Genomic DNA, 26,542 nt, shown 5'->3' with positions numbered 1-26,542 from the left:
CCACTGGACGGCTGTCAGCTCATAACGCTTCGGCTTGGCCATGGGTCAGGCACCAGATCAGCAAATCCAGGGCCCCAGGAATCACAAATCACCCTCAAAGTGAATCCTGAATGTCGATTGGACCTAGACGAGATCCTTCACGCGCTCCTGGCCCCGATCCGGGAGCGTCGTGCGGCCCTGGCGCGGGATCCTGGCCATGTCCTGGAACTCCTGCGGGCCGGCACGCGGGTGGCGCGCGAGACCACGCAGGCCACCCTGGACGAACTGCGCGGCGGCCTGGGGCTGTTCAGCCTGGAGCGGCCCGGGATCGGCATCCCGTGATGCAGCGTCAAGCGGGAGCGGCTCTCTGCCGGCGCTGCCGGAAGCCCGGATCGCGGATCGAAGCCAGGGAACAGGCCGCGCCTGCTTCGATCCCCAACACGAGCGCTGAAAGCCAGCCACGACGAAGATTAATATAAAGTAAAAGTTCAGATCTATACTAAGATCGAACAGCAAACAGCCGCGCCACTGCGCTTTCTCGCATTCTACTAAGTAATATTCCGTAATGTGCGATGCAGCATAAAACGATTATAAACAAGACACCTGTTGCAAGCGCGTCGCGGGGGCGTGCGCCTCCCGCGGCGATGCGGGCAGGTCATCGAAGGACTATGCGTTTTCTCAATAACCTGAAGCTGATTGTCAAACTAGCAATCCCGACCTTTATTTTCGTCGCCGTCAGCGTCGGACTCATCGTCATGGCGGATCGCGGCCTGAACAACATAGCGGACGATACCCGGGATCTGGTCGAGCACGACGTCGCCCGTCTGACGGCCATCCTGCAGATCAACGCGGAGGTGAACGAGTCGAGCATCCAGGAGAAGAACCTCATCCTCCTCAATGCCGGCCAGCAGGATCGCCTGAAGAGCGGCGAGACCGTCTATCAGGACTACAAGAAACTGGCCCTGCAACACGCCAAGGAGCTCGTCGATCTCTCGAATACGGCGGAACGCCGCAGGATCAACGAAGAGATCCAGGCCACCCTGAACGCCTATTTCGACCTCATGGACAAGAGCGTGGCCTTCGCCATGCAGGACAACGACCAGGGCGCCTTGGCCATCTCCAACGGGGAAGGGCGCGATCTTCGCAAGAAGGCCCGTGAACTGCTCACTGCGCGGATCGACGCGAACAAGAAGGCTCTGGCCGAGTCGGCGGACGATGGCGCAGAGCTTGCCAATGAGACATCGACAACCCTCGTCGCATCGGCGGTCGTCGGCCTTCTGTCCGCTCTCGGGTTGATCGGCGCCATCGTGATCGTCGGCATCACCCGCCCGCTCGGTGCGATGGCCGGCGCCATGGAGCAGCTCGCGGGCGGCAACCTGTCGGTCGCGGTGACCGGCACGGAGCGCCGGGACGAGGTCGGGGCGCTCGCCCGTTCGCTGCAGGTGTTCAAGGACAACGCCGTCGAAGCGCGCCGCCTCGCGGCCGCCCAGGAGGCCGAGAACCAGGCCAAGATGCGCCGCGCCGAGCTGCTCGACCAGCTGACGAAGCGCTTCGAGATGAACGTCTCGGCCCTGACGCAGGGCCTGTCCTCGGCCGCCACCGAGATGGAGGTCACGGCTCAGTCGATGACCTCGATCGCCGGTCAGACCACGCAGCAATCGGTCACGGTCTCGTCGGCCGCCCAGCAGACCTCGTCGAACGTGCAGACGGTGGCGGCCGCCACCGAGGAGCTGTCGATCTCGATCCGCGAGATCGCCAGCCAGGTGGCGCAGTCCTCGCAGATCGCCGACCGCGCCGTGCAGGGAGCGCGCCGCACCGACGCGGCCGTGCAGGATCTCGCCACTACGGCGGCCAAGATCGGCGACGTGGTGCAGCTGATCAACACCATCGCGGGCCAGACCAACCTGCTGGCGCTCAACGCCACCATCGAGGCGGCTCGTGCGGGTGAAGCCGGCAAGGGCTTCGCCGTGGTGGCCACCGAGGTCAAAGAGCTGGCGAGCCAGACTGCCCGAGCCACGGACGAGATCTCGCAGCAGATCGCCTCAGTCCAGCAGGCCACCCAGCAGACGGTCTCCGCCATCCAGGAGATCGCCCGCACGATCACCGAGATGAGCCAGATCTCGACCTCGATCGCGGCGGCCATGGAGGAGCAGGGAGCCGCCACCGCGGAGATCGCCCGCAACGTCCAGGAAGCGGCGCGGGGCACGGAATCGGTCACGGGCAGCATCGCGGACGTGCAGCAGGGCGCCGGCGAGACGGGAGCGGCGGCCTCCCAGGTGCTGGGCGCTGCCCAGGAGCTGTCGCGCCACTCGCACGATCTCGGCCGCGAGGTGTCCAGCTTCCTGCAGGACGTCAAGGCCGCCTGAGACCGCCGCTACGGCATCGATCGAGGAGAAGGCCGCTGCCGTGCAGCGGCCGTGTACAATCTCACCTCGCGGACCCGCCCCCTCCGTATCCTATCTTGTATATGGCGGGTGCGGTGCCGCGCCCTTCTCCATTCTCTCCTCGCGGAGGATCGAGCGTCCGCCAAGCCCTTCAGGAGACTGAGGAATGTACCGGGAACCGCATCGTTAGCCAGCGCAACATTCGGGGTCGTCGCCAAGCCTGGCGCAAGCTCCAGGAGCTAATTCCTGTGAGCCTGCAAATTCCTGCGCGTCATGGCACGCGTGCACCGTCCGCCCGAACGCGGACCGCATATCGAGACGACCATGAAAGTTCTCAACAATCTCAAGCTGATCACCAAGCTCGCCATCCCGGTGGCCCTGTTCATCGCGGTGACGATCGGGCTGATCGTCTTCGCCAAATCCAGCCTCGACATGCTGGCGAGCGAGACGCAGCAGATCGTCGACGTCCATGCGGCGCGGCGCAGCACGGCGCTCAGCGCCAAGGCCAATGTCAACGACGCCGCGATCCAGGAGAAGAACCTGATCATCGAGACGCGGGTCGAGCAGATCCTGATCTACGACAAGCGGTTCAAGGATGCGAAAGAGGCTGCGCTCAAGGACTTCGACACGCTGATCGCCCTGTCGGACGCTCCCGAGATCCGCCGCTCCAACGAGGACCTGAAGAAGACCGCCGAAGACTATTTCGCCGTCATGGGCCGGAGCATCGCCCATACCCAGCTGAACGAGAGCGAGGAGGCCTTCAAGCTGTCGACCGGCGAAGGACAGGCTCTGCGCGACAAGGCCATGCAGGCGCTCGATCAGAGGATTGAGGCGAACCTCCAGGCCCTGAACCAGGAAAAGGCTGAGTCGGCCGAAGTTGCCTCGAGCACGTCCACCCATCTGATGACGGCATCCGTTGTCGGCCTGGCGCTCGCCATCGGTCTCCTGGGAGCCATCATGGTCTACGGGGTCGCGCGTCCCCTGAACGGCGTGGCCGGCGCCATGGGTCGCTTGGCGGACGGGGACCTGTCGGTCGCGGTGACCGGCACGGAGCGCCGGGACGAGGTCGGAGCGCTCGCCCGTTCGCTGCAGGTGTTCAAGGACAACGCCGTCGAGGCGCGCCGCCTCGCGGCCGCCCAGGAGGCCGAGAACCAGGCCAAGATGCGTCGCGCCGAGCTGCTCGACCAGCTGACGAAGCGCTTCGAGATGAACGTCTCGGCCCTGACGCAGGGCCTGTCCTCGGCCGCCACCGAGATGGAAGCCACGGCCCAGTCGATGACCTCGATCGCCGGCCAGACGACCAGCCAGTCCCTCGCCGTGGCGTCCGTGGCCCAGCAGACCTCGGCCAACGTGCAGACGGTGGCGGCCGCCACCGAGGAGCTGTCGATCTCGATCCGTGAGATCGCCAGCCAGGTCAGCCAGTCGTCGCAGATCGCCGAGCGCGCGGTGGAAGGCGCCCAGCGCACCAACGGCACGGTTCAGGAACTGGCCACGATGGCGGACAAGATCGGCGACGTGGTGCAGCTGATCAACACCATTGCGGGCCAGACCAACCTGCTGGCGCTCAACGCCACCATCGAGGCGGCGCGCGCCGGCGAGGCCGGCAAGGGCTTCGCGGTCGTGGCCTCGGAGGTCAAGGATCTGGCCAATCAGACCGCCCGGGCCACCGAGGAGATCTCGCAGCAGATCGCCTCGGTTCAGCAGGCGACCGGCCAGACCGTGGCGGCGATCCAGGAGATCGCCCGCACCATCACCGAGATGTCGCAGATTTCCGTGTCCATTGCGGCCGCCATGGAGGAGCAGGGAGCGGCGACCGCGGAGATCGCCCGCAACGTCCAGGAAGCCGCGCGGGGAACCGAGCGGGTCACCGGCAGCATCGCGGACGTGCAGAACGGGGCCGGCGAGACCGGCTCGGCCGCGTCCCAGGTTCTGGGTGCCGCCCAGGAGCTGTCGCGCCACTCGCACGATCTCGGCCGCGAGGTCTCGTCCTTCCTGCAGGATGTCAAGGCCGCCTAAGGCAGCCTTTCCGTTCGGCGACCGACGCGATCATCGTGGCCCGGCATTCGTTAGCCGGGCCACTTTCTTTTCCGCCACGCTGAAACAAGCCGCAGGCTGAGAGCTTTCTATCTCTGACGGGACGTGATCTCGCTCCTGGAGAAGAGCCCGTCGCAGAGAGCGGAGCGGCATGCTTGTTCGAGCGGGTTCCTGACCGACGCCCGTTCCGCAACATCGATGAACCGGGCACCCGCCCCGGCTTGAACGGATGGAGGCTCGCATAGCGATTTCGCCTGGGCTGAAACCCCCCTCCGCGTCGAAACGTTGAGCGCCGGAGACACCCTTCAGCTCGACAACTTGAGATTGATTGACCGGTTTACCCGGATGAACGTCGATGACGTGTGACTCAGAGTCACCGCGGGCCCTGCTCCATCCATGGACGGGGCCCGTTTGTTCGAGCGGGCCCGATCAAACACGAAAGGCGCCCGGAGGCGCCTTGTCGATGAACGTTCCCGTTCGAAGGAATTGGAGCGGGCGAAGGGATTCGAACCCTCGACCCCAACCTTGGCAAGGTTGTGCTCTACCCCTGAGCTACACCCGCACGCTCCGTCTTCAGATCAGATTGGTGGAGCCGAGCGGGATCGAACCGCTGACCTCGTGAATGCCATTCACGCGCTCTCCCAACTGAGCTACGACCCCAGTCTGATCTGCACTGGCCTTTCGACCAATCTTTCTCTCCCCACCGTGGCGACCCGATGGGCGCCCGGCGGAATGGCAGGTCTTTAAGACCTTGCCGGACCAACCGTCAACCCCTTGGTTTTCAGGGAGAATGGATGGTGCCGCAAGAGGGATTCGAACCCCCGACCCCCTCATTACGAATGAGGTGCTCTACCAGCTGAGCTATTGCGGCATCGCAAGGTTGCGATCCGAGAGGCCGCCCTCTTACCCCCTCCCCTGCTGCTTGGCAAGGGAGGGATAGGCCGGAATGGCTTACCAGACCGAAAAAACGCTGCGACGTGCGGACGCCTGCTCCTTCGGCTTCGGCACGTCCGGAGGCGTGGCCGGGAAGACCACCGGTCCGGGCGACGGGAGCGGCGTTTCCGACCGCATCTCCTCCTTGAGCGGTTCCGCCGTGACGGTCTCCGTCCTGACTTCGGTGTCCGCCGGCGCGGGTTCGGGCGCAGGGACGGGCTCGCTGGAGGGAAGCGGAGAAGCGGGCTCTCCGGCAGGCGGGACGGGCAGGACCCTGACCTCGTCGTCGAGGTCCGCCGTCACGTCGTCGTGCAGGGTGAGCTCGGGGGCGATCAGCACGTCCGGCGGCGCCTGCCAGACGAAGGCGTCGAGGCGGCCGGTCACGGGCGAGATCGGCGCCCAGTGATCCGACACGACCCCGTCCGCGATCCAGGCCGGATCCCGCGGCGCCCGGGTGGCGCGGGCAAGCCACTCGCGTCCCTTGCCGGTGGAGCCGTGCTCCGCCTGCTCCAGGTCGGACATGAGGAGGCAGACGCGCATGGTCGGGCGATCCCGCAACAGAGGCTCGAGGGCATCGCGCGCCCGGTCGAACTCGCGGGCCTCGAGGGCCGAACGCGCCACGGCGAGGCGACCTTCCGGCGCTCCGCTGGAGAGCCGCGAGAGCGTCTCCGCGCGCTTGAGGCGGTCGAGGCCCGAATCGCCCGGACGGAGGTTGAGATAGACCTCTGCCAGATCCGGATGAGGCAGGCTGCGCCAGGCAGTCTCGACCACCTTGGCGGCCCGGCGCAGATCTCCTTTCCGCGACAGGAGACGCCCGGCGAGCGCCGCGGCCGGCACGAGATCGGGCGCGAGCTTCACCGCATCCTGGGCGCTTCTGAGCGAACCCTCCGGATCGCGGTCGATCCGCTCCAGGGCGTCCGCCGTGAGCAGGACCGCCCGGTGGCGTCTCGCCGTCTTCTTGTCGAGGAGACCGAGCGAGGTCCGCCGCTCGACCGTCTCGAGCGCTCCGCGCCAGTCCCGTTCGGCGCAGCGCGCTTCGAGAACCGCATCGCTCGCCCAGGCGGCCGCCGGGGCGAGGCGCACGGCCTCGGTGGCATATTCGTGCGCCGATTCCGCGTCACCCCGGCGGCGCGCCTCGACGAAGAGGCCGCGCAGGCCGAGGACCCGCGTCTCGTCCTCGTCCATCATCTGCCGGAAAGCGGCTTCGGCGACCTCCCGGTTGCCGGACACCTGGGCGGCCTGCGCCTTGAGCAGGAGCGTCAGGGGCTCCTTGCCCAGAAGACGCTCGGCCTCGTTGGCGTAGCGGCGGGCCGCGATGGTGTCGCCGGCGCCGACCGCCACCATCCCGCGCGAGACGGCCTGATAGCCCCGCGAGCGGCGGCGGGCCCGCGACGCGAAGGTCAGCCGGGTGGGAAGCTGGATGAGGCCGGTGACCAGGGACCACAGAAGGGCCAGGGCAAGGGCGAGGCCGGCCAGGGCGATGGCGGCCACCGCCACCGACATCTGGATCTCGTACCCGCCGAAGGTGATCAGAACCGTGCCCGGCCGGTCGGCCAGCCAGACCGCGCCGAAGGCCGCGACGCAGAGAAGACCGATGAAAACGAGAGCGCGCCACATGCGGGGCTGATCCTTTTATTGGGTCGTACGGTTGAGGGTGGCGAGGGCGTCCGAGCTGATCGCCTGCGCGGCTTGGCGCGCCTCGGCGACCGCCTTGACCTGCCGGCCCCAATCCTCGGAAAGCCGCCGCGAGGGCTCGGGCAAGGCCTCCCAGGCGGCGGCGGCATCCGTCACGTCGCCGCGCTCGAGGGCTTGCCGGATGCGGGCGACGAGGCCGGGAACGCCGGCGGAGCCCGGGTCGTTCACGGGCCTCACCGTCACCACCCGGTCGGCCATGCGCAGAAGCCGGTCGGTCCAGCCCTCGGCCGGGCCGCGGTTCTCGCGCAGGATCGCCGTCTCGACCGGCTCGAAGCTGCGGGCGAGCGCCTCCGCGGTCGGCGCCCCCTGCTGGGCGAAGGGCTCCAGGGGCGCCACGCGGCTCGCGTCGGTCCCGGCCTTCCTGACGCTGTCGAGCACGTCCGCATAGGGCGTCCCGCTCGTCAGGGCATCGTTCAGGCGCCCGGCGAGCACGACCTTGGTCCCGGATTGGCCTGCCGCCTCGGCGTTGCGGGCGTTCTGCGCCGCCTGCTGGGACAGGGCCGCGAGCCGCTGCTCCTGCTCGGCGAAGCGCCTGTCCGTGTCCGTGAAGCGACGTTCGGTCTCGGAGAAACGCCTCTCGGCCTCGCCGAACCGGCGGTCCTGGTCGGCAAGGCGCCGGTCCAGGTCCACGATGCGGCGGTCGAGTTCCTGCGTGGCGGTCGCGGCCTTGGCGGCGGCATCGGTCGCCGCCTGGGCGTTCGCCCGGACCTGCTCGTCGAGGGCCGTCAGGCGATTGCCCAGATCGGCGATCGCGGCCTCGTTCTGTGGCGCCGGCTGCGGAGCCTCGGGCGCGGGGCGGTTCAAGGCCTCCTGGGCCTGGCTCGCCGCCTGCTGGGCCGTGCCCTGAATGGCCTGGAGCCGCTGGTCCAGGTCGCCTCGGGCGGTTTCGAGCGCCTGGATGCGCTCCGCCAGGGCCTGGGTGTTGGCCGGCGCTTGACCCGTTGGGGCCGGCTGCTGCCGCAGGGCGTTCACCCGCTGCTCCAGTTGGGCGAGCCGCGGGTCGTCCTGGGCGGGCCGGCCCTGCCAGGCCTGCAATCCGTAGAGAAGGCCCGCTCCGATCAGGCCGCCGAGCAGCCCCGAACCGAGGACAGCGCCGGCGGAGCTGCGCCGCTCCGGCGCGTGCGGGCGAGGAGGCACGGCCTCGTCGGGCGCACGCGCCGTGGGAGAATCCTGGAAGGAGCTTCCAGACGACGTGGCATCCGGCTTCCATGGCTCCTCGACGGAGGCTCCGGCCGGGAGCGTGTCCGTGCCGGCTCCCGAATCGAGCGTGGCCTCCGGCGAGGCCACCACGTCCTCGGCCGGAGGCGGGCTGCCGCCCGGGATGGTCCCGTCGAGGATCACATCCGGGGTCGCGCCTGCGGCGACCGTCGTCTCGGAGCCCCCCTTCCCAACGGGGGTTTCCGCAGCGAGAGGCTCCGGAGCACGGGCGTCGGGACCAAGGGTGTCGGAACCAAGGGTGTCGGGACCAAGCGTATCCGGGCCAAGCGTATCCGAGCCAAGCGTATCCGGGCCGAGCGTGTCCGGTCCGGCCGTGTCCCGGGCGGCACCGGCATGGGCGATGCCGTCGTCGATGACGGTCGCCTTCAGGTCGAGGGTTGCCGGCTCACGCGAGGGCTTCTTGCGGGACGATTTCGGACGTCGGGGATCAGATGAATCGGTCACGGGTCACTCTTGCATGGGTCGCTTCGGGCGCGAGATCTTCGAAAGGTCAGTGTGAAAGGCAATTGAGGCAAGCTTGGGCGGAGCGTTTCGTTCCCTCTTTCGTTCTCTCCATCAGTCCTTCCTGGCGGCACGATCCACGAAAACGGGCGGACCCATCGGACCACGATCCTCCTCGTATGGCAAAGCTTGCCGACGGCAGCATCGCCGGCGGCGCGGCCGCGGCGGTCACGGAGGCGGACCGAGAAGACCGAGAAGCGCGTCCTCGGACGGGTTCCCGGCTACGCGTGCCGCGGCTCCGGCCGCCACGAGGGGCGCGGCCACGTCGGCCGACAGGCAGAGATGGGAAACGGCCCGGAGGTTCGAAGCCAGTCCCGCCTCCTCCGCCAACCGGACGACGAGATCGGCGCTCCGGCGTGAATAATGGAGCGCGGCGCCGATTTGGCCAGTGCGCAGGGCTGCGGCGGCGGCCTCGGGCAGCGCCTCGACCGCCTTCGCCTCGTAGGCCTCCCAGACCAGGACGCGAAAGCCGGCCGCCTTGAGCGAAGCGGCCGGCTCGTCCTTGTGGTGGCGGCCCGTCACGTGGAGCAGCGCACGGCCCGGCGGCAGGGTTTCGCGAATCAGCCGCGCCAGCGACACCGCGTCCCCGTCCGCCACGGACACGCGGGCGAAGCCCTGCGCGCGAACCGCATCGGCCGTGTGCACGCCCACAGCGAAGACGGGCCTCGTCCGGTCGAGGCCGGCCAGGGCCTCGACCGCATGGGCGCTGGTCACGATGAGCGCATCGCTGGACGTCTCCGGCCTCGGGTCGCCGGTTGCGACGATCCGGGTCACTGGGGCGAGGCAGGCCGCGTGGCCCAGGGCGGCGAGCTTCTCCGCCGTGCGACCGGCATCCTCGGGAGAGCGGGTGACGAGGACCCGCATCAGGCTTTCAGGAAATCGGCCGGCATGCGGGCGCGCAGCTCCGCCCCGGCCTCGCGCCCGAGGGCGGCCGCATCCTCCGGGGCGCCGCGGCGCACGGCCTCCAGGCTCTCCGACCCGTCCGGACGCAGCACGAGGCCGCGGATCTCGAGCTCCTGCCCGATGAGCCGGGCATGGCCTGCGATGGGGGTGCGGCAGGAGCCGTCGAGGATGGTGAGAAAGGCCCGCTCGGCGGCGAGCGCCTGGCCGGTCGGCCCGTCCAGGATAGGGGCCAGCGCCTGCCGCACCCGCTCATCCTCGGCCCGGATCGCCACCGCGATGGCCCCCTGCCCGACCGCCGGGAGGAAATCGTCCGTCTCGAGCACGGTGGTCACGTTCCCGGTGAGCCCGAGCCGGCGCAGGCCCGCCATGGCGAGCAGGGTCGCGTCGACCTCGCCGCGTTCGAGCTTGGCGAGCCTCGTCTGCACGTTGCCGCGCAGGAGGGTGACCTGGAGGTCCGGCCGCAGGCGGCGCACCTGGGCCTGCCGCCGCAGGGAGGCGGAGCCCACCACGGCGCCGCGCGGCAGATCGTCCAGGCTTGAGAAGCGGTGGCTGATGAAAGCGTCGCGCACGTCCTCGCGCGGCAGGAAGCCCGCGATGGCGATCCCCTCCGGCAGGGCTGTCGGCAGGTCCTTGGCGGAATGGACCGCAAGATCGATGGAGCCGTCGAGGAGTGCGATGTCGAGCTCCTTGGTAAAGAGCCCCTTGCCGCCGGCCTCCGACAGGGGCCGGTCCTGGATGGCGTCGCCCGTGGTCTTGATGATCGACAGAGGCAGATGCTCCACGGACCAGCCCTCCCCGGTTGAACCATGGGCGGCGACCAGCCGGTCTTGCGTCTCGTGGGCCTGGGCGAGCGCCAGGGGGCTGCCTCGCGTACCGATGACCAGGGTGGGGGAAGAGGCCATTCTGCCTGAGGTCTCCTGTCTTGAACGATCGGGTTTGATTTGATGCGGCGCGGCGGACTATAGGGGGAGGAGCGCCGGGCCGGAAGCCCGGACAACACCGGAATTGAGCAGCCCCCGACCATGCGCATCCTTGGCATCGAGACCACCTGCGACGAGACCGCGGCCGCCGTGGTCGGAATCGGCTTCGACGGACGCGGCGAGATCCTCTCCAACGAGGTGCTGAGCCAGATCGCCGAGCATGCCCGCTACGGCGGCGTCGTGCCGGAGATCGCCGCCCGCGCCCATGTGGAGGTGATCGACCGGCTCGTGGCCCGGGCGCTGAAAAGCGCCAACTGCTCCGTAAAGGACATCGACGGCATCGCCGTGGCGGCGGGCCCCGGGCTGATCGGCGGCGTGCTGGTGGGGCTGACCACCGCCAAGGCCATCTCGCTGGTGACCCGTAAGCCCCTGATGGCGGTGAACCACCTGGAGGCCCATGCGCTCACCGCGCGGCTCACCGAGGGCATCGGCTTCCCGTACCTGCTGCTGCTCGCCTCCGGGGGCCACACCCAGCTCGTGGCGGTGCGCGGTGTCGGCGACTACGTGCGCCTCGGCACCACCATCGACGACGCCATCGGCGAGGCCTTCGACAAGGTCGCCAAGATGCTGGGCCTGCCCTATCCGGGCGGCCCGCACGTGGAGCAGGAGGCCCTGAAGGGCAATCCGGAGCGTTTCTCCTTCCCGCGCCCCATGCAGGGCCGGGCGGAACCCAATTTCTCCCTGTCGGGGCTCAAGACAGCCGTGCGCATCGAGGCGGAGAAGATCGCCCCGCTGACCGCCAGCGACATCGCCGATCTCTGCGCCGGCTTCCAGGCGGCCATCGTGGATGTGGTGGTCGACCGCACCCGCGTGGGGCTTCGCGCCTTCCGGGACATCTCCGGCCATCCGACCGCCCTCGTGGTGGCGGGCGGCGTCGCGGCCAACCAGGGCCTGCGTCAGGGCCTCCAGCGGCTCGCCGTGGAGGCCGGGCTCAAGCTCGTCGCCCCGCCGCTGGCGCTCTGCGGCGACAACGGCGCCATGATCGCCTGGGCCGGCCTGGAGCGCATGCGGCTCGGCCTCATCGACGACATCGCGGCCCCGGCCCGCGCCCGCTGGCCCCTCGACACCAGCCGCGACGAGGCCGGGGCGAAGGCGTGAGATGACCACCTCGGCAGGCTTGCCCATCGCCCGTCGGTCCCTCTCCTGTCATGGCCGCGCTCGTCCCGGCCATCCCGACGCCATCGGACGCCGCGCCACCCAGATCGGGATCACCGGCAAGGGAACCGGCAAGGGACCGGTGACGACGAGGGAAGGGACAGTCCGGCCCGGTGGCAGGGAGCCGCGCCGCACCGGCCGGCAGCGCCCGACATGAGCGCGCCGATCCCAACCATCGGCATCGCCGGCGCGGGCGCCTGGGGGACGGCGCTCGCCAATGCGGCGGCCAATGCGGGCAACCCCGTGGTGCTCTGGATGCGCTCGCCCGAGCACGCGGCGGCCCTGGCCGCGACGCGCACCAACGAGCGCTTCCTGCCGGGCGTGGCGCTGCACGAGCGCATCCGCCCGACCGCGGCGCTCGCCGATCTGGCCCAGGCCCGCGCGGTGCTTCTCGTCACGCCCGCCCAGACCACGCGGGAGATGAGCGCGGCGCTCGCCGGCGTGCTGCCGCCGGCGACCCCGCTGGTGCTCTGCGCCAAGGGCATCGAGCGCGCGAGCGGATCCTTTCTCTGCGACGTGGTCGAGGAGGCGCGTCCCGGGGCGCCCGTGGCGGTGCTGTCCGGCCCGAGCTTCGCCGACGACGTGGCCCGCGGCCTGCCCACCGCCGTGACGCTCGCCTGCCGGGACGCGGCCCTCGCGGAAGACCTGGCGACCGCTCTGTCCGGCCCGACCCTGCGGGTCTATCACCGGGGCGACGTGCGCGGCGTCGAGATCGGGGGCGCGGCCAAGAACGTGCTCGCCATCGCGTGCGGGGCCGTGGCCGGCCGGGGCCTGGGCGAGAGCGCCAAGGCGGCGCTGATCGCCCGCGGCTTCGCCGAGCTCCTGCGCTTCGCCCGCGCCTATGGCGGCGACGCGGAAACCCTGATGGGGCTGTCGGGTCTCGGCGATCTGGTGCTGACCTGCTCGTCGGCCCATTCCCGCAACTTCGCCTTCGGCCAGCGCCTCGGCCAGGGGATGAGCGTCGCCGAGGCCGCCGGCGGCAAGCTGGTGGAAGGCGCCGCGACCGCGAGCGCCCTGGTGGCGCTGGCGCGCGCGAAAGCCGTCGACATGCCGATCGCCGAGGCGGTCGACCGGATCCTGTCCGGCGCCTGGACCCTCGACCAAGCGGTCGACGCGCTGATGAACCGACCGGTCAAGTCCGAACACTGAACAGAACGAGTAAGCGTCGATGGCCCACTGGCTCTACAAGTCCGAACCCTCCGTCTGGTCCTGGGACCAGCAGGTCGCCGAGGGCGCGAAAGGCACCCACTGGAACGGGGTGCGCAACCACGTGGCCAAGCAGAACCTGATGGCCATGAAGAAGGGCGAGCAGGGCTTCTTCTACCATTCCAACGAAGGCAAGGCGGTGGTCGGCATCGTCGAGGTGATCCGGGAATACTATCCCGACCACACGGACGAGACCGGCCGGTTCGGCATGGTCGACATCAAGGCGGTGAAGCCGTTGAAGCGTCCCGTCACCCTCGAGGCGATCAAGAAGGAACCCGGCCTCGACACGATGATCCTGGTCAACAATTCCCGCCTCTCGGTGCAGCCGGTGACCGACGAGGAATGGGACATCATCTGCCGGATGGGGGGCGTGTGAGGGGTTCCCTGTCGTCCTCTCCCCGTCATGGCCGGGCCTGTCCCGGCCATCCCGATCGGAAGAGCGCGGCGCTTCAAGCACGCGGGATCACCGGCACAAGGCCGGTGGTGACGGGGCAGGGTGACCGTCCGGTTCGCGCTGCCTTTCCCCTCATGGCCGGAAGCCGAGGCCAGGGGATGCGATCTACGCTCTCTCTCGGGCCTTCACGCCCCTGAGGTCGAACGGGTCGTGGGGTGCCATGGGGTCGTAGGGGTAAACCGGCCGGGTCAGGAGCACGCGCGCCAGGGCCACCTGCGCGCGGCAGCGCTGCAAGCGCTGCTGATGCTCCACCCGGAGCGTGCTGGCGCGACGGCTTGCCTGAGCGCAGGTTTCGAAACGTTCTTCCAACTTGAGGTCATTCATCGGGAGACAGTTGCATGTCCCCGGGCCGCCCGCCTTCACCCAGGTTAAGACCACGCGCGCCAATGACGGAACCGCCCATGACACGGGCGACGAGCGGTCGGGTATCGGCCAGCAGCTTCTTGGACCGCTCCACGGCGTCCCTCGACATGCGAAGAAGCGCGGCGTCGTACACGACGGACGGAATTCGATCCTGGGGACGATCCTGGGGCAGTCGATCTTGGGGAGTCTTGGCCATGACGGCGCTCCTCGGCCTTGCAGGCGGGAGCGCACGTCTCTCTCAGCCACCAGCGCCTACGGATTCGTGATCGGCCGGTGATGATGGTTATATGGAGCTCATCGGGCGAAAGTCCAAGCGCGGCCGCGCCCTGATTCAGACGCCATGAGCAGCCCGCGTGAACAAAGATGGCCGCCGATCGTTAGGGCTGGTTGGCGGGCCCAGGGGGCAGACAGTGCAGGCGTTTCCATTTGATCAGGCGGCGGATTACCGACGGCAGGCTCACGATGTCCGGGCCATGGCCGCCTGGATCTCGCTGAACGACGCTCGGCGGCAGCTTCTCGAATACGCGCAGCACTTGGACGCTCTGGCGGCGATCGAAGACCAAAGGTCCCTGCAGATCGTCCCGATCCAGCCGCCTGCTCCGGACCATTGATCCTCTGCGGGTCAGGTGGGAGCCGGATTCCCGGGGCATGTGAGCAGTCACGGGACGCCCGCCCTGCTCCGGAAGGAGCAGAGACCAAAGTCCGATCCCGGCCCCGCTTGCCCGACCCCTCTCTTCTTCCGTAAACCTAGCGCTAATTCCATCGAGGATGCGTTCGGGAGAAGCGCCATGGACGAGAAGATCTACGACGTGCCGGCCGAGTGGACCCACCGTGCCTATCTGGACGACGCGGGCTACCGGGCCAAGTACGAGGCCTCGGTCAAGGATCCGGAGGGCTTCTGGGCCGAGGAGGCGAAGCGCATCGACTGGTTCAAGGCCCCGACCCGGATCAAGAACACCAATTTCGGCCCCGACCATGTGGCGATCCGCTGGTTCGAGGACGGGGTCACCAACGTGGCCTATAACTGCGTCGACCGGCACCTCCACACCCGGGGCGACCAGGTCGCGATCATCTGGGAGGGCGACGATCCCTCCGAGTCGAGAAAGATCACCTACCGCGAGCTGCACGCGCAGGTCTGCCGCATGGCCAACATCATGCGCAACCGCGGCGTCGCCAAGGGCGATCGCGTCACGATCTACATGCCGATGATCCCGGAGGCCGCCTACGCGATGCTCGCCTGCGCGCGGCTCGGGGCCATCCACTCCGTGGTGTTCGGCGGCTTCTCGCCCGATTCGCTCGCCAGCCGCATCCAGGACGCCAAGTCCGCCTTCATCGTCACGGCCGACGAGGGCCTGCGCGGCGGCCGCAAGGTGCCGCTCAAGGTGAACGTGGACGCCGCCATCGAGCGCGTCGGCGCCGGCGTGGTCGATCACGTGCTGGTGGTGCGCCGCACGGGCTCGGCCGTCAACATGGTGCCGGGCCGGGACGTGTATTACGACGAGGCCGCCGAACTCGTCTCCGACGAGTGCCCCTACGAGGAGATGAACGCCGAGGATCCGCTCTTCATCCTGTACACCTCCGGATCGACGGGAACCCCGAAGGGCGTGCTGCACACCACGGGCGGCTATCTCGTCTACGCGGCGATGACCCACCAATACGTGTTCGACTACCACGACGGCGACATCTACTGGTGCACGGCCGACGTGGGCTGGGTGACGGGGCACTCCTACATCCTCTACGGGCCGCTGGCGAACGGCGCCACCACGCTGATGTTCGAGGGCGTGCCCACCTACCCGACGATCTCCCGGTTCTGGGATGTGATCGACAAGCACCAGGTCAACATCTTCTACACCGCGCCGACCGCGATCCGCTCGCTCATGCAGGCCGGCGAGGAGCCGGTGAAGAAGACCTCGCGCCGGTCGCTGCGCCTGCTCGGCTCGGTGGGCGAGCCGATCAACCCGGAAGCCTGGGAATGGTACCACCGCGTGGTCGGCGACGGCCGCTGCCCGATCGTCGACACCTGGTGGCAGACGGAGACCGGCGGCATCCTGATCACGCCGCTGCCCGGCGCCACCCGGCTCAAGCCCGGCTCGGCCACCCGGCCGTTCTTCGGCGTGAAGCCGCAGATCGTCGATGCGGATGGGAACGTGCTCGAGGGCGCCACCGAGGGCAACCTGGTGATCGCCGATTCCTGGCCCGGCCAGATGCGCACGGTCTACGGCGACCACGAGCGCTTCGTGCAGACCTACTTCTCCACCTATCCGGGCAAGTACTTCACCGGCGACGGCTGCCGGCGCGACGCCGACGGCTATTACTGGATCACCGGCCGGGTCGACGACGTGATCAACGTGTCGGGCCACCGCATGGGCACGGCGGAGGTCGAGTCGGCGCTCGTGGCGCACCCGAAGGTGTCGGAGGCCGCCGTGGTGGGCTACCCGCACGACATCAAGGGCCAGGGCATCTACGCCTACGTGACCCTGATGGCCGGCGAGGAGCCGTCCGAGGAGCTGCGCAAGGAGCTCGTCGCCTGGGTGCGCAAGGAGATCGGCCCGATCGCCTCGCCCGACCTGATCCAGTTCGCCCCCGGCCTGCCCAAGACCCGCTCGGGCAAGATCATGCGCCGCATCCTGCGCAAGATCGCCGAGGACGAGTTCGGCGCGCTCGGCGACACCTCGACCCTGGCCGACCCGGCCGTGGTGGACGACCTGATCACCAACCGGCAGAACAAGCGCACCCAGGCCGCCTGAGCCTCGCGGACATCATGGCCGGGCAAATGTCCCGGCCATGGTTCTCGCGGGATGCGCGCAGCGTGCCGGAGCGCACAGCTTGGCGGCGGCAGGGCGGTTGAGCTCACTCCGCTCCGGGCATAGGCTTCGGGCTCGTTCTTCCGGAGCCCATGCGATGTCCTTGAAGCGCCTGTTCACCGATCACCCGGATTCCGTCGGCGAGAGCTATTTCGAGCACATGCACGTCGCGCTCAGCTTCGCCGGCCCCCTGCTCGCGGCGGGCCTCGCGGCGCTCGTCCACGCCTTTCTGCCGTTCCTGTTCCTCACCACGGCGAGCCGCATCGTGAAGAGGCTGCACGCCCGGATGATGAACCGCCATGCGCTTCCGGGACCGCACGAGGCGCGCGAGCGCATGCTGGCCTGGGACCCGGTGATCTGAACCGCATAGGCGCATCGCCGCTGGAACCTTGAGCATTCCTCCTGCGTCTCTTCTTCAGGCAAGCGTTGCAGGAGGAGTTCAGTCATGGGTGCGCGCGCAGCGGTGGCCCTCGCCGTGATGGCCGGCGCGGTCATCGGAGCATCCGATCTGCGGGCCCGCGAGGTCGTGCCCTTCGAGGGCCGCGTCTCGCCCGGGACCGTCGTGATCAAAACGGCCGAGCGGAAGCTCTACTACGTGCGCGGCGACGGCACGGCCCTGCGCTACCGGGTGGCCGTGGGCCGGCCCGGCAAGCAATGGTTCGGCGAGGCCAGGATCGACGGCAAATACGTCCGCCCCGCCTGGTCGCCCCCGGACGAGGTCAAGCGCGACAATCCCCGCCTGCCCGACGTGATCCCCGGCGGGGCGCCCAACAATCCCATGGGAGCCAGGGCCCTCACTCTCGACCTCGACGAATACGCCATCCACGGCACCAACCGCCCGGGCTCCATCGGCACCTACGCGTCCTACGGGTGCATCCGCATGCTCAACGAGGACATCGTCGATCTCTACGACCAGGTGAGCGTCGGCACGCGGGTGGTGGTGACCCCGTAGCCGCGTGTCATCACCGGCCTCGTGCCGGTGATCCCGATCGGCGAAGCGCGGCGCTTGTCCGCATCGGGATGGCCGGGACAGGGAAGCTCACCCGCTCCATCCGGCGTACAGATCCGCCCGGCTCGACGGCAGGCCCGACGGTCCCCGGGTGCGCTTGGAGGCCAGCGTCTGGTTCACCCCGATGACGCCGCGCTCGAAGCCCAGGGACACGCCCGCCAGGTAGAGCAGCCAGGCGCGGGTCTTCTCGGCCCCGACCTCGGCCTCGGCCTCGTCGCGGCGCGCGTTCAGGTTCTCCCACCACAGGCGCGTGGTGCGCTGGTAATGCTCGCGCCAGGCCTCCACGTCGTGCACCTCGAAGCCGAAGCGCTCGAGATTCGCCACCGACATGCCGAGATGGTCGAGCTCCGCGCCGGGAAAGATGTAGCGCATGACGGCCTTGGCCTCGGGCCGCAGGCGGCCGAACGCCTTGTCGGAGCGCTTCGCCCGCCGGGCGATGGTATGATGGAGATAGAGCCCGCGCGGCCGCAGCAGCCGGTGGACGGTCTGGAAATAGACCGGGTGGTTGGCGATGCCCACATGCTCGAACATGCCGATGGACGAGATCTTGTCGAACTCGCCCTCCATCTGGGTGAAGTCCTTGAGCACGACCTCGACCCGGTCCTGCAGGCCGAGCCGGGCGATCTTCTCCCGGGCCAGCGCCGCCTGCTCCTCGGCGAGCGTCACGCCGGTGGCCTTCACGCCGTAATGCTGCGCCGCGTGGCAGATGAGGGCGCCCCAGCCGCAGCCGATGTCGAGCAGGCGCTCGCCGGGTCTGAGCCTGAGCTTGCGGCAGATCATGTCCAGCTTGTCCCGCTGCGCGCGGGCGAGATCGTCGTGCCAGTCCGGCTGAAAGTACGCGCAGGTATAGACCATCTCCGGATCGAGGAAGAGCCGGTAGAAGCTGTTCGACACGTCGTAGTGATAGGCGATGTTGGCCTTGTTGGTGGAGGGCTTGCCGTCGCGCGCGCCGGTGTCCTCGGCCGGGCGGACCAGGGGGCGCGGCATGTCGGCGGGCGCGCGCAGGAAGTGATAGGCGACCTTCAGGGCCTTCAGCTTGTTCACCGCCTTCAGGCGCCGGCCCACCTTCTGCGGGCGCTGGGCGGCGAGGTCGAAGATCGTGCCGTTCCTGAGGTCGAGCAGCCCGGCCACGTAGGCGTTGAGCGCCGTGTCGAGATTCGGCCGGCGCAGCAGGGCCGCCACGACGCTCTCGCGCCGGATGACGAGCCGCATGGCGTAGGACGGCAGGTCCGCCGGGATCGTGGAGCCGTCCCACAACTCGAACCCGAACGGGAGCTCGAGCGCGCGGTGCGCGTCGCCCAACAGATCCCGGAACATCTCCAGTCGCGCCGTCTCGCCAGCCCCAGCCATGAGCCTTCCCCTTTTCGGGCAAGGTAGCGGCAGGCAGGCCGGCGAACAACCGGGCTTTCGCGGGCCGGCTCCCCTCGCCGGTCAGCTCGTCAGACCGGACAGGTGCCCTAGCTTTTCGGGGTTCCGCACGATGTAGACCCCGACGATGCGGCCGTCCGCGATGTCGAGGCTCGTGGTCTGCACCAGGCCGTCCGGCTCGAGGGTGACGATGCCGGGCAATCCGTTGATCAGCCCCTTGTAGAGGATCGGCGGCCATTCGCCCCCGGTCTTGCGGGCGATGCCCAGGAACAGCCCCGCCACCCGGCGCAGGCCGAAGAGCGGGTTGAGGGCCGCGTTGCGGATGCCGCCGCCATCCGTGTAGGCCACCACGTTCTCGGCCAGGAGGTTGCGCAGGGCCGTCACGTCGCCGCTGCGGGAGGCGGCGAAGAACGCGTCTGTCATGCGCTCGCCCTCCTCCCGGTCGATGGCGTAGCGCGGCTTCTCGGCCCGCACGTTCTTCCTGGCGCGGGCGGCGAGCTGGCGGCAGGCGGCGGGATCCCGGTCGAGGGTGGCGGCGACCTCGTCGAAGCCGAGCCCGAACACGTCGTGCAGGAGGAAGGCCGCGCGCTCCAGGGGCGAGAGCCGCTCCAGGGCCATCATGAGGGTGAGCGACAGGTCCTCGCTCATGGCGTCCTCATGGTCCTGGTCCAGAACCGGCTCGGGCAGCCAGGGCCCGATATAGGTCTCGCGCTTCACCCGGGCCGACTTGAGGATGTCGAGGCACAGGCGCGTCACCGTCTTCGACAGGAAGGCCCCGGGATCGCGCACGGCCGCGCGGTCCGTCTGGTGCCAGCGGAGATAGGCCTCCTGCACCACGTCCTCGGCCTCCGCGATGGAGCCGAGCATCCGGTAGGCGAGACGGACCAGCCCCGGCCGGAGGGGCTGGAACTGGTCCGCCGCGTCACCCTCAGGCGGCCGCACGGCCCGCCTCGACCGGATGCACGGACCGGAACCCGATGGCGAGCCGGTTCCAGGCGTTGATGGCGCCGATCAGCAGGGTCAGGTTGACCTGCTCGGCCGGGGTGAAGTGCCGGCTCAGCTCCTCGTAATCCGCGTCGGGCGCATGGGTCTCGGCCACCAGCGTCAGGGCCTCGGTCCAGGCCAGCGCGGCGCGCTCGCGGTCGCTGTAGAGGGGCGATTCGCGCCAGGCGCTGAGGAGATAGAGCCGCTCCTCGGTCTCGCCGGCCGCGCGGGCGTCCTTGGTGTGCATGTGGATGCAATAGGCGCAGCCGTTGATCTGCGAGGCGCGGGTCTTCACCAGCTCGATCAGGCTGTGCTCCAGCCCGCTGTTCTTGAGAGTCTTTTCCAGCTCGATCATCGGCTTCAGGGCGCCGGGAGCGACGTCATAGGGGATCAACCGGGCTTTCATCATCTGGTCCTTCATCTGTCGGGTTGCTGACGAGGATAAGACGAGACGATCATGCCCGATGTGACATGGGCCCCGAAATTTTTTCCGCTCCGCGTTCGCAGCTCCGTCAGAAGCCCAGGGACAGAACGTCGAGCGCCCGCTTGATCGCGTCCTGATCGGACACGAGCGAACCCGCCGGGCGCTGCAGCTCGCGAACCGGAACGGATGCCAGGAGCGGGATCATCACGATGAATTCCCGTCCGCCGAGGCGGGCCGACGGGGTCGGTTCGGTGAGGGCCGGTGCTTCGCTCCGCAGAAAGAGCGAAGCCACGATGCGGGTCGCGATCGGCTCCAGGATGCCGGATTGCAGATCGACGACGAGCCGGCCCGATCGTCCGACGCCGGCATAGACGTCGAATTGACTCATCAGAACTGCCGGAACTCGTCCAGGGGTAGCCCGCCCCGTTCGACCATCCGGTTGTAGGCCTCGATGGCGTCCTCGTTGTCCTCGAGCCAGCGAGCCTGCCGGGCCTGAGCCACCGAGCGGGCCAATCCGCTTTCGCAGGCCTGCGAGACATTGATGTTCAAGGCCTTCGCCTCGGCCACAAGCTCGACCGGAAGGGTGACATTGGTCGGCCGTCGGTCCCGGGCGGCTCTCACAGGCTTGGACATGGCGGCATTTCCGGCAATCATATGGGCATACGACATGTGCATGCGCCATGGCAGTAAAGCCAGGTGCCGCCAACCGCCTCCTCGCCGGGCCGGGACCACGTCGGCTCAGAAATCGCTCGCCAGGCCCTTCACCTCCCAGTCCTCGTAGCGGACGGGCTCGAGGCCGCCGCGGCCCTGGAGTTCCTTCTGCTTGGCGATCTCGGCCGCGCGGGCGTCGATGTCGAGGCGCCGCTGCGCGGCCTCTTCGAGCGCCCGCCGGGCGGCCGCGGACAGGGTCTTGCCGGGGGCTGCGCCCTTGATGGGTTCGGTCGGTGGTGTCTGATCGTTCGTGCTCATGGGGGCCTTATGCCAGATTTCCGCTCCCGTTGGGAGGACACTGTGGATGCTCCCGCCGACCCTCTCCCGTCGTCGGGACAGGCCCGGCCATGACCGGGGAGGGCTTCACCACGGGAAAGGTCAGCCCGGGAGCGGGACTTCGAGGGCGAAGCCTTGGGAGCGAGCTGAACCGTTCCCACATAGGGGTCAGCGGATGCGATGTCGTTGACCACGAGGTGGAGACCCCGATGAACACCGTCAAGACCGGAATGCTGCTGGCGGGCCTGATGGCCCTGTTCGGCGTCGTCGGCTATTTCCTCGGCGGCGGGACCGGCATGATGATTGCCCTCGGCCTCGGCCTCGCGACCAACCTGTTCGCCTACTGGAACTCGGACCGGCTGGCGCTCGCGGCCCATCATGCGGTCGAGGTGGACGAGCGCACCGCGCCCGAGCTCGTGCACATGGTGCGCGGCCTCGCCCAGCGTGCCGGGCTCCCCATGCCGCGGGTCTATCTCATCGACAATCCGCAGCCCAACGCCTTCGCGACCGGACGCAACCCGGAGAATGCCGCGGTGGCCGCCACCACGGGCCTTCTGCACATGCTGTCGCCCGACGAGGTGGCGGGCGTGATGGCGCACGAGCTCGCCCATATCAGGAACCGCGACACGCTCATCATGACCGTGAGCGCCACCATCGCGGGCGCCATCGCGACGCTGGCGCAGTTCGGCTTTCTCTTCGGCGGCCGGGGCGACGAGCGGCCGAACCCGATCGTGATCCTGGCGACCGCCCTGCTCGCCCCGATCGCCGCCATGATCATCCAGATGGCGATCAGCCGTTCGCGGGAATACGACGCCGACCGGATGGGTGCTGAGATCTGCGGCCAGCCGCTCGCGCTCGCCTCGGCGCTCGCGCGCATCGCGGGCGGCGTGGCGCACATTCCCAACCCGGATGCGGAGCGGCGACCCGCGACCGCCTCGCTCTTCATCGTCAACCCGCTGTCGGGTCAGGGCGTGGATAACCTGTTCTCGACCCATCCCGCGACGGAAAACCGGATTGCGGCCCTACAGGCTTTGGCCCAGGAGATGGGAGCGTCGGCGCAGCCCGGCTTCGTCGCGCAAAGTTCATCGAGTCCCTGGGGTTCAGTCGGGGGTTCAAGCACAGGCTCGAGCGGCACCCGCCGGGGGCCATGGGGCTAGAGCATCGGACGGGAAAAGTGGACCCACTTTTGGGATCGGATCCGATGCTCACTCCTTGAAGTGGCGCATCGTTCGGGGCGCTAGATGACCCAGGGGATAGGATTTTGACTCAATCGGACGAACAGGCGGGCCTCGGGCCGCGCCGCCTCGCCTGGCAGGCGGTGACGGAGACCCTGAAGCGGCGCGTGCCGCTCGACGACGTGATGGAGGAGCTTTTTCAGACGGAGAAGCTCACATCCCGCGACGAGGCCCTCGCCCGCGCCATCGCGATCGTGACCTTCCGGCGCCTCGGGACGCTCGGCCACGCCCTGCGCGAGCGGCTCAACAAGCCGCCCAAGGACGAGCGCCTGATGCATCTTCTCGCCGTCGGGGCCGCGCAGATCCTGTTCCTCGACGTGCCCGACCATGCCGCGGTCGACAGCGCGGTCACGATCGCTCAGGGCGATCCCAAGCTCCATCACGCGGGCGGCTTCATCAACGCGGTCCTGCGCCGCGTCGCCCGCGAGCGCGATCAGATCCTCGGCCAGGACGATCCCTGGCTCGACACGCCGACCTGGCTCGAGGAACGCTGGATCGCGCAATACGGCGAGCCGCTCGCCACGCAGATCGCGCAGGCGCACCGGTCGCTGGCCTCCGTGGACCTGACCGTGAAGAGCGACCCGCAGGCCTGGGCCGAACGCCTGGGCGGCGTGCTCCTGCCCACCGGCAGCATTCGGCTGAAGGAGCGCACCGCCATCCGCGACCTCCCCGGCTTCGAGGCCGGCGAATGGTGGGTGCAGGATGCCGCCGCCGCCCTGCCGGCCCGCCTGTTGCAGCCGAAGCCCGGCGAGCGCATTGCCGACCTCTGCGCCGCCCCCGGGGGCAAGACCGCGCAATTGGCCGCCGCCGGGGCCGAGGTGCTCGCGGTCGACCGCTCGGCCAGGCGCCTGGCGCGGCTCGAGGAGAACCTCGCCCGCCTGCATCTGACGGCGGAGACCCGGGCCATCGATGCCGAAAAGCTCACGGCGGGCCCCTTCGATGCCATCCTGCTCGATGCGCCCTGCTCGGCCACGGGCACCATCCGCCGCCACCCGGACGTGGCCTGGACCAAGAGCCAGGAGGACATCCGCAAGCTCTCGGGACTCCAGAGCCGCCTGCTCGACAAGGCGGCGGCGCTCCTGAAGCCCGGCGGGCGGCTGGTCTACTGCACCTGCTCGCTGGAAGCCGAGGAAGGCGAGCGGCAGGCGGAAGGCTTTCTCGCCCGCCACCCGGACTTCGCCCGCAGCCCCGTGACGCCGGACGAGATCGGGGGCCTCGCCGAATGCCTCACGCCCGCGGGCGACCTGCGCACCCTGCCGAGCCAGCTGGCGCTCTCCGAGCACGACCGCAGCGGCCTCGACGGCTTCTTTGTCGCACGGTTTGTGCACAGGGGTTCGTGAACAGGGTGAACGATCTCTTACCGGGTGTTAACCAGTCAGCAGGAACTCCTCACCTAAGTTGGCGGTGATTCAAGCAGCATGAGAGGAGCGCCACGGGTGGATTTCGGGCCGGATCGCTGGCGTGTGTACAGGCTTGCCGCTCGCGAGGCCGGCCGCGCCATGCGCGAAAGCACGGTCTGGAGCCTGTCCAGGCTCTCCAGCGCGCCGGTGCCCACGCGCCTGCTCTTCGCCCCGCAGGATCTGCGCACGGCGGATCCCACCATCGCGACCGACATCTATTCCGGCTTCTTCGCCTTTTCCGGCCGCGCCATCACGACCGGCGGGCGCTCGCCCTTCGCGTTCGCGCCGCCGAGCCGCGCCTGGGCCGAGGCCCTCTACGGGTTCGGCTGGCTGCGTCACTTGAGGGCGGCCGGCACGGCGCTCGCCCAGGCCAATGCCCGCTCCCTGGTGGACGAGTTCGTCACCTCCAAGCTCGGCGACCGGCGCATCGCCTGCAGCACCGAGATCACGGCGCGCCGGCTCATGTCCTTCATCAGCCAGTCGCCCCTGATCCTGGAGGGCGCCGACCATGCCTTCTACCAGCGCTTCCTCAAGATCATCGGCCAGCACGTGCGCACCCTGGAGCGCCAGGTCCGTTCCGGCGCCCTGCCCTATCAGCAGCTCATGGCCGGCATCGCGCTCTGCTATGCGGGCCTGTGCTGCGAGGGCTTCGACCGGAACCTGAGGCGCGCGAGCCGCCTGCTCGCCCGCGAGCTCGAACGCCAGATCCTGGCCGACGGCGGCCATGCGAGCCGCAACCCGCGCATCATGGTCGATCTCCTGTTCGACCTCCTGCCCCTGCGCCAGATGTTCGCCAGCCGCGAGGTCGACACGCCCGACGCGCTGCTCCACGCCGTCGACCGCCTGCTGCCGATGGTGCGCCTGTTCCGGCACGGGGACGGCACCCTGTCCCATTTCAACGGCATGGGCGTGACCGCCGCCGATCACCTGGCGACGCTGCTCACCTACGACGACATGCGCAGCCAGCCGATCCACCACGCGCCCCATTCGGGCTACGAGCGCCTGGAGGCCGGGCGCTCGCTCCTCGTCGCCGACGTGGGCGCGCCGCCGCCGCGGCCCCTGTCCCAGGATGCGGCGGCCGGCTGCCTGTCCTTCGAGTTCTCGAGCGCCGCGCAGCGCATCGTGGTCAATTGCGGCACGCCCACCATCGCCGGCCCGGCGATCATCCAGGCCGCGCGCTCCACGGTGGCCCATTCCACCGCGTCCATCGACGACGTGTCGTCCTGCCAGATCGTCGACAAGAAGGGCAACTGGCTGCAGCGCCGGATCTCCGCCTGGGTCCTGCGCCGCATGGGCCCGGTGGTCATCAGCGCGCCGGAGCGCGTGACGGCGGAGCGCAGCGAGCGCGAGCACGTCCAGCTCCTCGCGGCCAGCCACGACGGGTACAAGGCCCGCTTCGGCATCACCCACGAGCGGCGCTGGCAGCTCGCTCCCAAAGGCAACGTGCTGGAGGGCGAGGACAGCTTCTTCAGCGACGGCGGCCGGGCCGGAACCGTGCAGGCGGTCATCCGCTTCCATCTGGCGCCCGGCATCCGGGCGAGCCGCGCACAGGGCGGCCGGGTGGTGATGCTGGTCCTGCCCAACCGGGAGGCCTGGCAGTTCTCGGCCGCGCCGGTCGAGGCGGAGCTCGAGGACAGCGTGTTCCTGGCCACCCCCGAGGGCATGCGGCGCACGGAGCAGATCGTGCTCACGGTCCGTCCGGCCGAGACGCCCACCGTGCGCTGGCGCTTCGAGCGCCTCGCCCGCACCTTCAGCCCCGGCGAGCCCCAGGATCAGGCCCCGGAGCTGATCTGACCCGTCACTCGTTCGCCTCCGGCGGCAGGAAGTCGACGTCGTGCGCGGCGGAGAGCTCCAGCACGCGCGGGATGTCGGTCTGGTCGTGCAGGGCGTCGAACAGGTCTTCCAGCCGGCCCGCAGGCGAAACCCAGAACAGGGCGCGGGCCGGCGCATCCGACTTGTTGAAATAACCGTGCGGGACCCCCCGGGGCATGCGCACGAGGTCGCCCGCCCGCGCCTTGCTCCAGACCCCGTCGAGCTTCAGATCGAGCTCGCCCTCGAGCATCAGGATGAACTCGTCCTGCCCGGGATGGATGTGGACCGGCACGTATTGCCCCGGCTCGCTGTTGGTCTCGAATGCGAACGAGGAGACGCAGGACGCCTTCGGGACATAGCGCTGGCCCAGGATGTTCCACGCCTTCCCCCGGTAGCCTTCGCCGGCCCGGGTGATGCCCTTGTCGAGTTCGCTCATGGCTGCCCTCCGCGTCTGCGCTGGCGTTTTCGCCGGGCAGCATGGCGGGAGCCGGTCTGTGCGGGCAAATGGTCAAACGAGGTAAGGGCAGGCTGACGGACGCGGCGCCGCCCGCGCTCCTCCGAAGGAGCAGTGATGCCGCGGCGCGCCGGTCGGCTCGCGCATCGTGCGGACCTTGAGGGCCACGATGAACGATGCGCCGCTCAAGGATGTGAGCATCGGATGGATCCCAAAAGTGCAAGTCCACTTTTGGGTCCGATGCTTTAGGATGGCGCGGC

General features: G+C 69.1%; 28 protein-coding genes and 3 tRNA genes. 14 read left to right on the top strand and 17 right to left on the bottom strand.

Features of this window, described 5'->3' with window-relative positions:
• The first annotated feature begins 117 nt into the window (after positions 1-117).
• The 3 genes from OCW50_RS20920 to OCW50_RS20910 all read left to right on the top strand — a co-directional run bounded on the left by OCW50_RS20920 (position 118) and on the right by OCW50_RS20910 (position 4,379).
• Entirely contained in the window at positions 118-321 is a 204-nt protein-coding gene (locus OCW50_RS20920; RefSeq protein WP_262298815.1) for a hypothetical protein, read from the top strand.
• 326 nt (positions 322-647) lie between these two features.
• Entirely contained in the window at positions 648-2,345 is a 1,698-nt protein-coding gene (locus OCW50_RS20915; protein WP_262298814.1) for a methyl-accepting chemotaxis protein, read from the top strand.
• A gap of 342 nt (positions 2,346-2,687) precedes the next feature.
• On the top strand, positions 2,688-4,379 hold the full coding sequence (locus OCW50_RS20910; RefSeq protein WP_262298813.1) for a methyl-accepting chemotaxis protein: 1,692 nt from the start codon (positions 2,688-2,690) through the stop codon (positions 4,377-4,379).
• Positions 4,380-4,884: 505 nt separating this feature from the next.
• Here OCW50_RS20910 and OCW50_RS20905 read toward each other — a convergent pair.
• The 7 genes from OCW50_RS20905 to hemC form a co-directional block, all read right to left on the bottom strand.
• Positions 4,885-4,959, bottom strand: a tRNA-Gly gene (locus OCW50_RS20905).
• A gap of 22 nt (positions 4,960-4,981) precedes the next feature.
• Positions 4,982-5,057, bottom strand: a tRNA-Ala gene (locus tag OCW50_RS20900).
• 135 nt (positions 5,058-5,192) lie between these two features.
• Positions 5,193-5,268 (bottom strand) — tRNA-Thr (locus OCW50_RS20895).
• Between the two features lie 80 nt (positions 5,269-5,348).
• Positions 5,349-6,947 carry a heme biosynthesis protein HemY gene (locus tag OCW50_RS20890; protein WP_262298812.1) on the bottom strand — a complete coding sequence of 533 codons (1,599 nt, stop codon included), beginning with the start codon at positions 6,945-6,947 and terminating at the stop codon, positions 5,349-5,351.
• Positions 6,948-6,962: 15 nt separating this feature from the next.
• A complete protein-coding gene (locus OCW50_RS20885; RefSeq protein WP_262298811.1) occupies positions 6,963-8,687 on the bottom strand; it encodes a COG4223 family protein in 1,725 nt (574 codons plus the stop codon).
• Positions 8,688-8,912: 225 nt separating this feature from the next.
• A complete protein-coding gene (locus OCW50_RS20880; RefSeq protein ID WP_262298810.1) occupies positions 8,913-9,608 on the bottom strand; it encodes a uroporphyrinogen-III synthase in 696 nt (231 codons plus the stop codon).
• Positions 9,608-10,549, bottom strand: coding sequence for a hydroxymethylbilane synthase (hemC, locus tag OCW50_RS20875; RefSeq protein ID WP_262298809.1), 942 nt, complete (start codon positions 10,547-10,549; stop codon positions 9,608-9,610). Before hemC ends, OCW50_RS20880 begins: the two co-directional genes overlap by 1 nt.
• 120 nt (positions 10,550-10,669) lie before the next feature.
• Here hemC and tsaD point away from each other — a divergent pair, with 120 nt between their 5' ends.
• The 4 genes from tsaD to OCW50_RS20855 are packed head-to-tail and all read left to right on the top strand — an operon-like array spanning position 10,670 to position 13,364.
• Positions 10,670-11,725: a tRNA (adenosine(37)-N6)-threonylcarbamoyltransferase complex transferase subunit TsaD gene (tsaD, locus tag OCW50_RS20870; protein ID WP_262298808.1), complete on the top strand. Its 1,056-nt coding sequence runs from the start codon at positions 10,670-10,672 to the stop codon at positions 11,723-11,725.
• Between the two features lies 1 nt (position 11,726).
• Entirely contained in the window at positions 11,727-11,939 is a 213-nt protein-coding gene (locus OCW50_RS20865) for a hypothetical protein (protein WP_262298807.1), read from the top strand.
• Positions 11,936-12,931 (top strand): NAD(P)H-dependent glycerol-3-phosphate dehydrogenase, encoded by a 996-nt coding sequence (locus OCW50_RS20860; protein ID WP_262298806.1) that lies wholly within the window; start codon positions 11,936-11,938, stop codon positions 12,929-12,931. The genes OCW50_RS20865 and OCW50_RS20860 overlap by 4 nt, the downstream gene beginning before the upstream one ends.
• 19 nt (positions 12,932-12,950) lie before the next feature.
• Positions 12,951-13,364, top strand: a complete 414-nt coding sequence (locus OCW50_RS20855; RefSeq protein WP_262298805.1) for an EVE domain-containing protein — start codon at positions 12,951-12,953, stop codon at positions 13,362-13,364.
• A gap of 183 nt (positions 13,365-13,547) precedes the next feature.
• Here OCW50_RS20855 and OCW50_RS20850 read toward each other — a convergent pair whose 3' ends face one another.
• Positions 13,548-13,751: a hypothetical protein gene (locus OCW50_RS20850; protein WP_262271199.1), complete on the bottom strand. Its 204-nt coding sequence runs from the start codon at positions 13,749-13,751 to the stop codon at positions 13,548-13,550.
• Between the two features lie 7 nt (positions 13,752-13,758).
• On the bottom strand, positions 13,759-14,001 hold the full coding sequence (locus OCW50_RS20845; RefSeq protein WP_262271198.1) for a hypothetical protein: 243 nt from the start codon (positions 13,999-14,001) through the stop codon (positions 13,759-13,761).
• Between the two features lie 214 nt (positions 14,002-14,215).
• Between OCW50_RS20845 and OCW50_RS20840 the strand changes: the two genes are divergently transcribed.
• The 4 genes from OCW50_RS20840 to OCW50_RS20825 all read left to right on the top strand — a co-directional run bounded on the left by OCW50_RS20840 (position 14,216) and on the right by OCW50_RS20825 (position 17,561).
• Positions 14,216-14,416 carry a hypothetical protein gene (locus tag OCW50_RS20840; RefSeq protein ID WP_262298804.1) on the top strand — a complete coding sequence of 67 codons (201 nt, stop codon included), beginning with the start codon at positions 14,216-14,218 and terminating at the stop codon, positions 14,414-14,416.
• Between the two features lie 177 nt (positions 14,417-14,593).
• The gene (acs, locus tag OCW50_RS20835; protein WP_262298803.1) at positions 14,594-16,552 is read left to right on the top strand and encodes an acetate--CoA ligase; all 1,959 of its coding nucleotides are present in this window, start codon (positions 14,594-14,596) and stop codon (positions 16,550-16,552) included.
• Between the two features lie 154 nt (positions 16,553-16,706).
• Entirely contained in the window at positions 16,707-16,970 is a 264-nt protein-coding gene (locus OCW50_RS20830) for a DUF6356 family protein (RefSeq protein ID WP_262273593.1), read from the top strand.
• A 117-nt stretch (positions 16,971-17,087) separates the two neighbouring features.
• The gene (locus OCW50_RS20825; RefSeq protein WP_373371482.1) at positions 17,088-17,561 is read left to right on the top strand and encodes a L,D-transpeptidase; all 474 of its coding nucleotides are present in this window, start codon (positions 17,088-17,090) and stop codon (positions 17,559-17,561) included.
• Positions 17,562-17,648: 87 nt separating this feature from the next.
• On the opposite strand, the gene OCW50_RS20820 is transcribed toward OCW50_RS20825, so the two are convergent.
• The 6 genes from OCW50_RS20820 to OCW50_RS20795 all read right to left on the bottom strand — a co-directional run bounded on the left by OCW50_RS20820 (position 17,649) and on the right by OCW50_RS20795 (position 21,363).
• A complete protein-coding gene (locus OCW50_RS20820) occupies positions 17,649-18,968 on the bottom strand; it encodes a class I SAM-dependent methyltransferase (protein ID WP_262298802.1) in 1,320 nt (439 codons plus the stop codon).
• Positions 18,969-19,049: 81 nt separating this feature from the next.
• Entirely contained in the window at positions 19,050-19,928 is an 879-nt protein-coding gene (locus OCW50_RS20815; RefSeq protein ID WP_262273590.1) for a sigma-70 family RNA polymerase sigma factor, read from the bottom strand.
• A complete protein-coding gene (locus tag OCW50_RS20810) occupies positions 19,915-20,376 on the bottom strand; it encodes a carboxymuconolactone decarboxylase family protein (RefSeq protein ID WP_262273589.1) in 462 nt (153 codons plus the stop codon). Before OCW50_RS20810 ends, OCW50_RS20815 begins: the two co-directional genes overlap by 14 nt.
• Before the next feature lie 106 nt (positions 20,377-20,482).
• Complete coding sequence (locus OCW50_RS20805) at positions 20,483-20,782, bottom strand: CcdB family protein (RefSeq protein WP_262298801.1); 300 nt, start codon at positions 20,780-20,782, stop codon at positions 20,483-20,485.
• A complete protein-coding gene (locus OCW50_RS20800) occupies positions 20,782-21,027 on the bottom strand; it encodes a type II toxin-antitoxin system CcdA family antitoxin (RefSeq protein WP_262298800.1) in 246 nt (81 codons plus the stop codon). The genes OCW50_RS20805 and OCW50_RS20800 overlap by 1 nt, the downstream gene beginning before the upstream one ends.
• Before the next feature lie 105 nt (positions 21,028-21,132).
• Positions 21,133-21,363, bottom strand: a complete 231-nt coding sequence (locus tag OCW50_RS20795) for a DUF1674 domain-containing protein (protein WP_262298799.1) — start codon at positions 21,361-21,363, stop codon at positions 21,133-21,135.
• A 227-nt stretch (positions 21,364-21,590) separates the two neighbouring features.
• Here OCW50_RS20795 and htpX point away from each other — a divergent pair, with 227 nt between their 5' ends.
• The 3 genes from htpX (at position 21,591) to OCW50_RS20780 (ending at position 25,810) form a co-directional block, all read left to right on the top strand.
• Positions 21,591-22,538, top strand: a complete 948-nt coding sequence (gene htpX / locus OCW50_RS20790; RefSeq protein ID WP_262298798.1) for a zinc metalloprotease HtpX — start codon at positions 21,591-21,593, stop codon at positions 22,536-22,538.
• 104 nt (positions 22,539-22,642) lie between these two features.
• Entirely contained in the window at positions 22,643-23,956 is a 1,314-nt protein-coding gene (locus OCW50_RS20785) for an RsmB/NOP family class I SAM-dependent RNA methyltransferase (RefSeq protein WP_262298797.1), read from the top strand.
• Positions 23,957-24,052: 96 nt separating this feature from the next.
• Positions 24,053-25,810, top strand: a complete 1,758-nt coding sequence (locus tag OCW50_RS20780) for a heparinase II/III family protein (RefSeq protein ID WP_262298796.1) — start codon at positions 24,053-24,055, stop codon at positions 25,808-25,810.
• A gap of 4 nt (positions 25,811-25,814) precedes the next feature.
• On the opposite strand, the gene OCW50_RS20775 is transcribed toward OCW50_RS20780, so the two are convergent.
• Entirely contained in the window at positions 25,815-26,264 is a 450-nt protein-coding gene (locus tag OCW50_RS20775; protein ID WP_262298795.1) for a cupin domain-containing protein, read from the bottom strand.
• A 72-nt stretch (positions 26,265-26,336) separates the two neighbouring features.
• Positions 26,337-26,483, bottom strand: a complete 147-nt coding sequence (locus OCW50_RS20770; protein WP_262298794.1) for a hypothetical protein — start codon at positions 26,481-26,483, stop codon at positions 26,337-26,339.
• Between the last annotated feature and the right edge of the window lie 59 nt (positions 26,484-26,542).

This window comes from Microvirga sesbaniae (assembly GCF_025460805.1).
In the GTDB taxonomy this organism is placed as follows: domain Bacteria; phylum Pseudomonadota; class Alphaproteobacteria; order Rhizobiales; family Beijerinckiaceae; genus Microvirga; species Microvirga sesbaniae.
Note: the sequence above shows the minus strand (reverse complement) of the source record. Positions and strands in the feature narration are given on the sequence as shown.

Bases quoted from the DNA above. Each gene is read 5' to 3' on its own strand.
- OCW50_RS20855 (WP_262298805.1), top strand. From the start codon at position 12,951: ATGGCCCACTGGCTCTACAAGTCCGAACCCTCCGTCTGGTCCTGGGAC.
- OCW50_RS20825 (WP_373371482.1), top strand. From the start codon at position 17,088: ATGGCCGGCGCGGTCATCGGAGCATCCGATCTGCGGGCCCGCGAGGTC.
- htpX (WP_262298798.1), top strand. From the start codon at position 21,591: ATGAACACCGTCAAGACCGGAATGCTGCTGGCGGGCCTGATGGCCCTG.
- OCW50_RS20830 (WP_262273593.1), top strand. From the start codon at position 16,707: ATGTCCTTGAAGCGCCTGTTCACCGATCACCCGGATTCCGTCGGCGAG.
- OCW50_RS20770 (WP_262298794.1), bottom strand. From the start codon at position 26,483: ATGCTCACATCCTTGAGCGGCGCATCGTTCATCGTGGCCCTCAAGGTC.
- OCW50_RS20820 (WP_262298802.1), bottom strand. From the start codon at position 18,968: ATGGCTGGGGCTGGCGAGACGGCGCGACTGGAGATGTTCCGGGATCTG.
- acs (WP_262298803.1), top strand. From the start codon at position 14,594: ATGGACGAGAAGATCTACGACGTGCCGGCCGAGTGGACCCACCGTGCC.
- tsaD (WP_262298808.1), top strand. From the start codon at position 10,670: ATGCGCATCCTTGGCATCGAGACCACCTGCGACGAGACCGCGGCCGCC.
- OCW50_RS20880 (WP_262298810.1), bottom strand. From the start codon at position 9,608: ATGCGGGTCCTCGTCACCCGCTCTCCCGAGGATGCCGGTCGCACGGCG.
- OCW50_RS20845 (WP_262271198.1), bottom strand. From the start codon at position 14,001: ATGGCCAAGACTCCCCAAGATCGACTGCCCCAGGATCGTCCCCAGGAT.
- OCW50_RS20865 (WP_262298807.1), top strand. From the start codon at position 11,727: ATGACCACCTCGGCAGGCTTGCCCATCGCCCGTCGGTCCCTCTCCTGT.
- OCW50_RS20860 (WP_262298806.1), top strand. From the start codon at position 11,936: ATGAGCGCGCCGATCCCAACCATCGGCATCGCCGGCGCGGGCGCCTGG.
- OCW50_RS20890 (WP_262298812.1), bottom strand. From the start codon at position 6,947: ATGTGGCGCGCTCTCGTTTTCATCGGTCTTCTCTGCGTCGCGGCCTTC.
- OCW50_RS20795 (WP_262298799.1), bottom strand. From the start codon at position 21,363: ATGAGCACGAACGATCAGACACCACCGACCGAACCCATCAAGGGCGCA.
- OCW50_RS20910 (WP_262298813.1), top strand. From the start codon at position 2,688: ATGAAAGTTCTCAACAATCTCAAGCTGATCACCAAGCTCGCCATCCCG.
- OCW50_RS20810 (WP_262273589.1), bottom strand. From the start codon at position 20,376: ATGAAAGCCCGGTTGATCCCCTATGACGTCGCTCCCGGCGCCCTGAAG.
- hemC (WP_262298809.1), bottom strand. From the start codon at position 10,549: ATGGCCTCTTCCCCCACCCTGGTCATCGGTACGCGAGGCAGCCCCCTG.
- OCW50_RS20805 (WP_262298801.1), bottom strand. From the start codon at position 20,782: ATGAGTCAATTCGACGTCTATGCCGGCGTCGGACGATCGGGCCGGCTC.
- OCW50_RS20800 (WP_262298800.1), bottom strand. From the start codon at position 21,027: ATGTCCAAGCCTGTGAGAGCCGCCCGGGACCGACGGCCGACCAATGTC.
- OCW50_RS20775 (WP_262298795.1), bottom strand. From the start codon at position 26,264: ATGAGCGAACTCGACAAGGGCATCACCCGGGCCGGCGAAGGCTACCGG.
- OCW50_RS20915 (WP_262298814.1), top strand. From the start codon at position 648: ATGCGTTTTCTCAATAACCTGAAGCTGATTGTCAAACTAGCAATCCCG.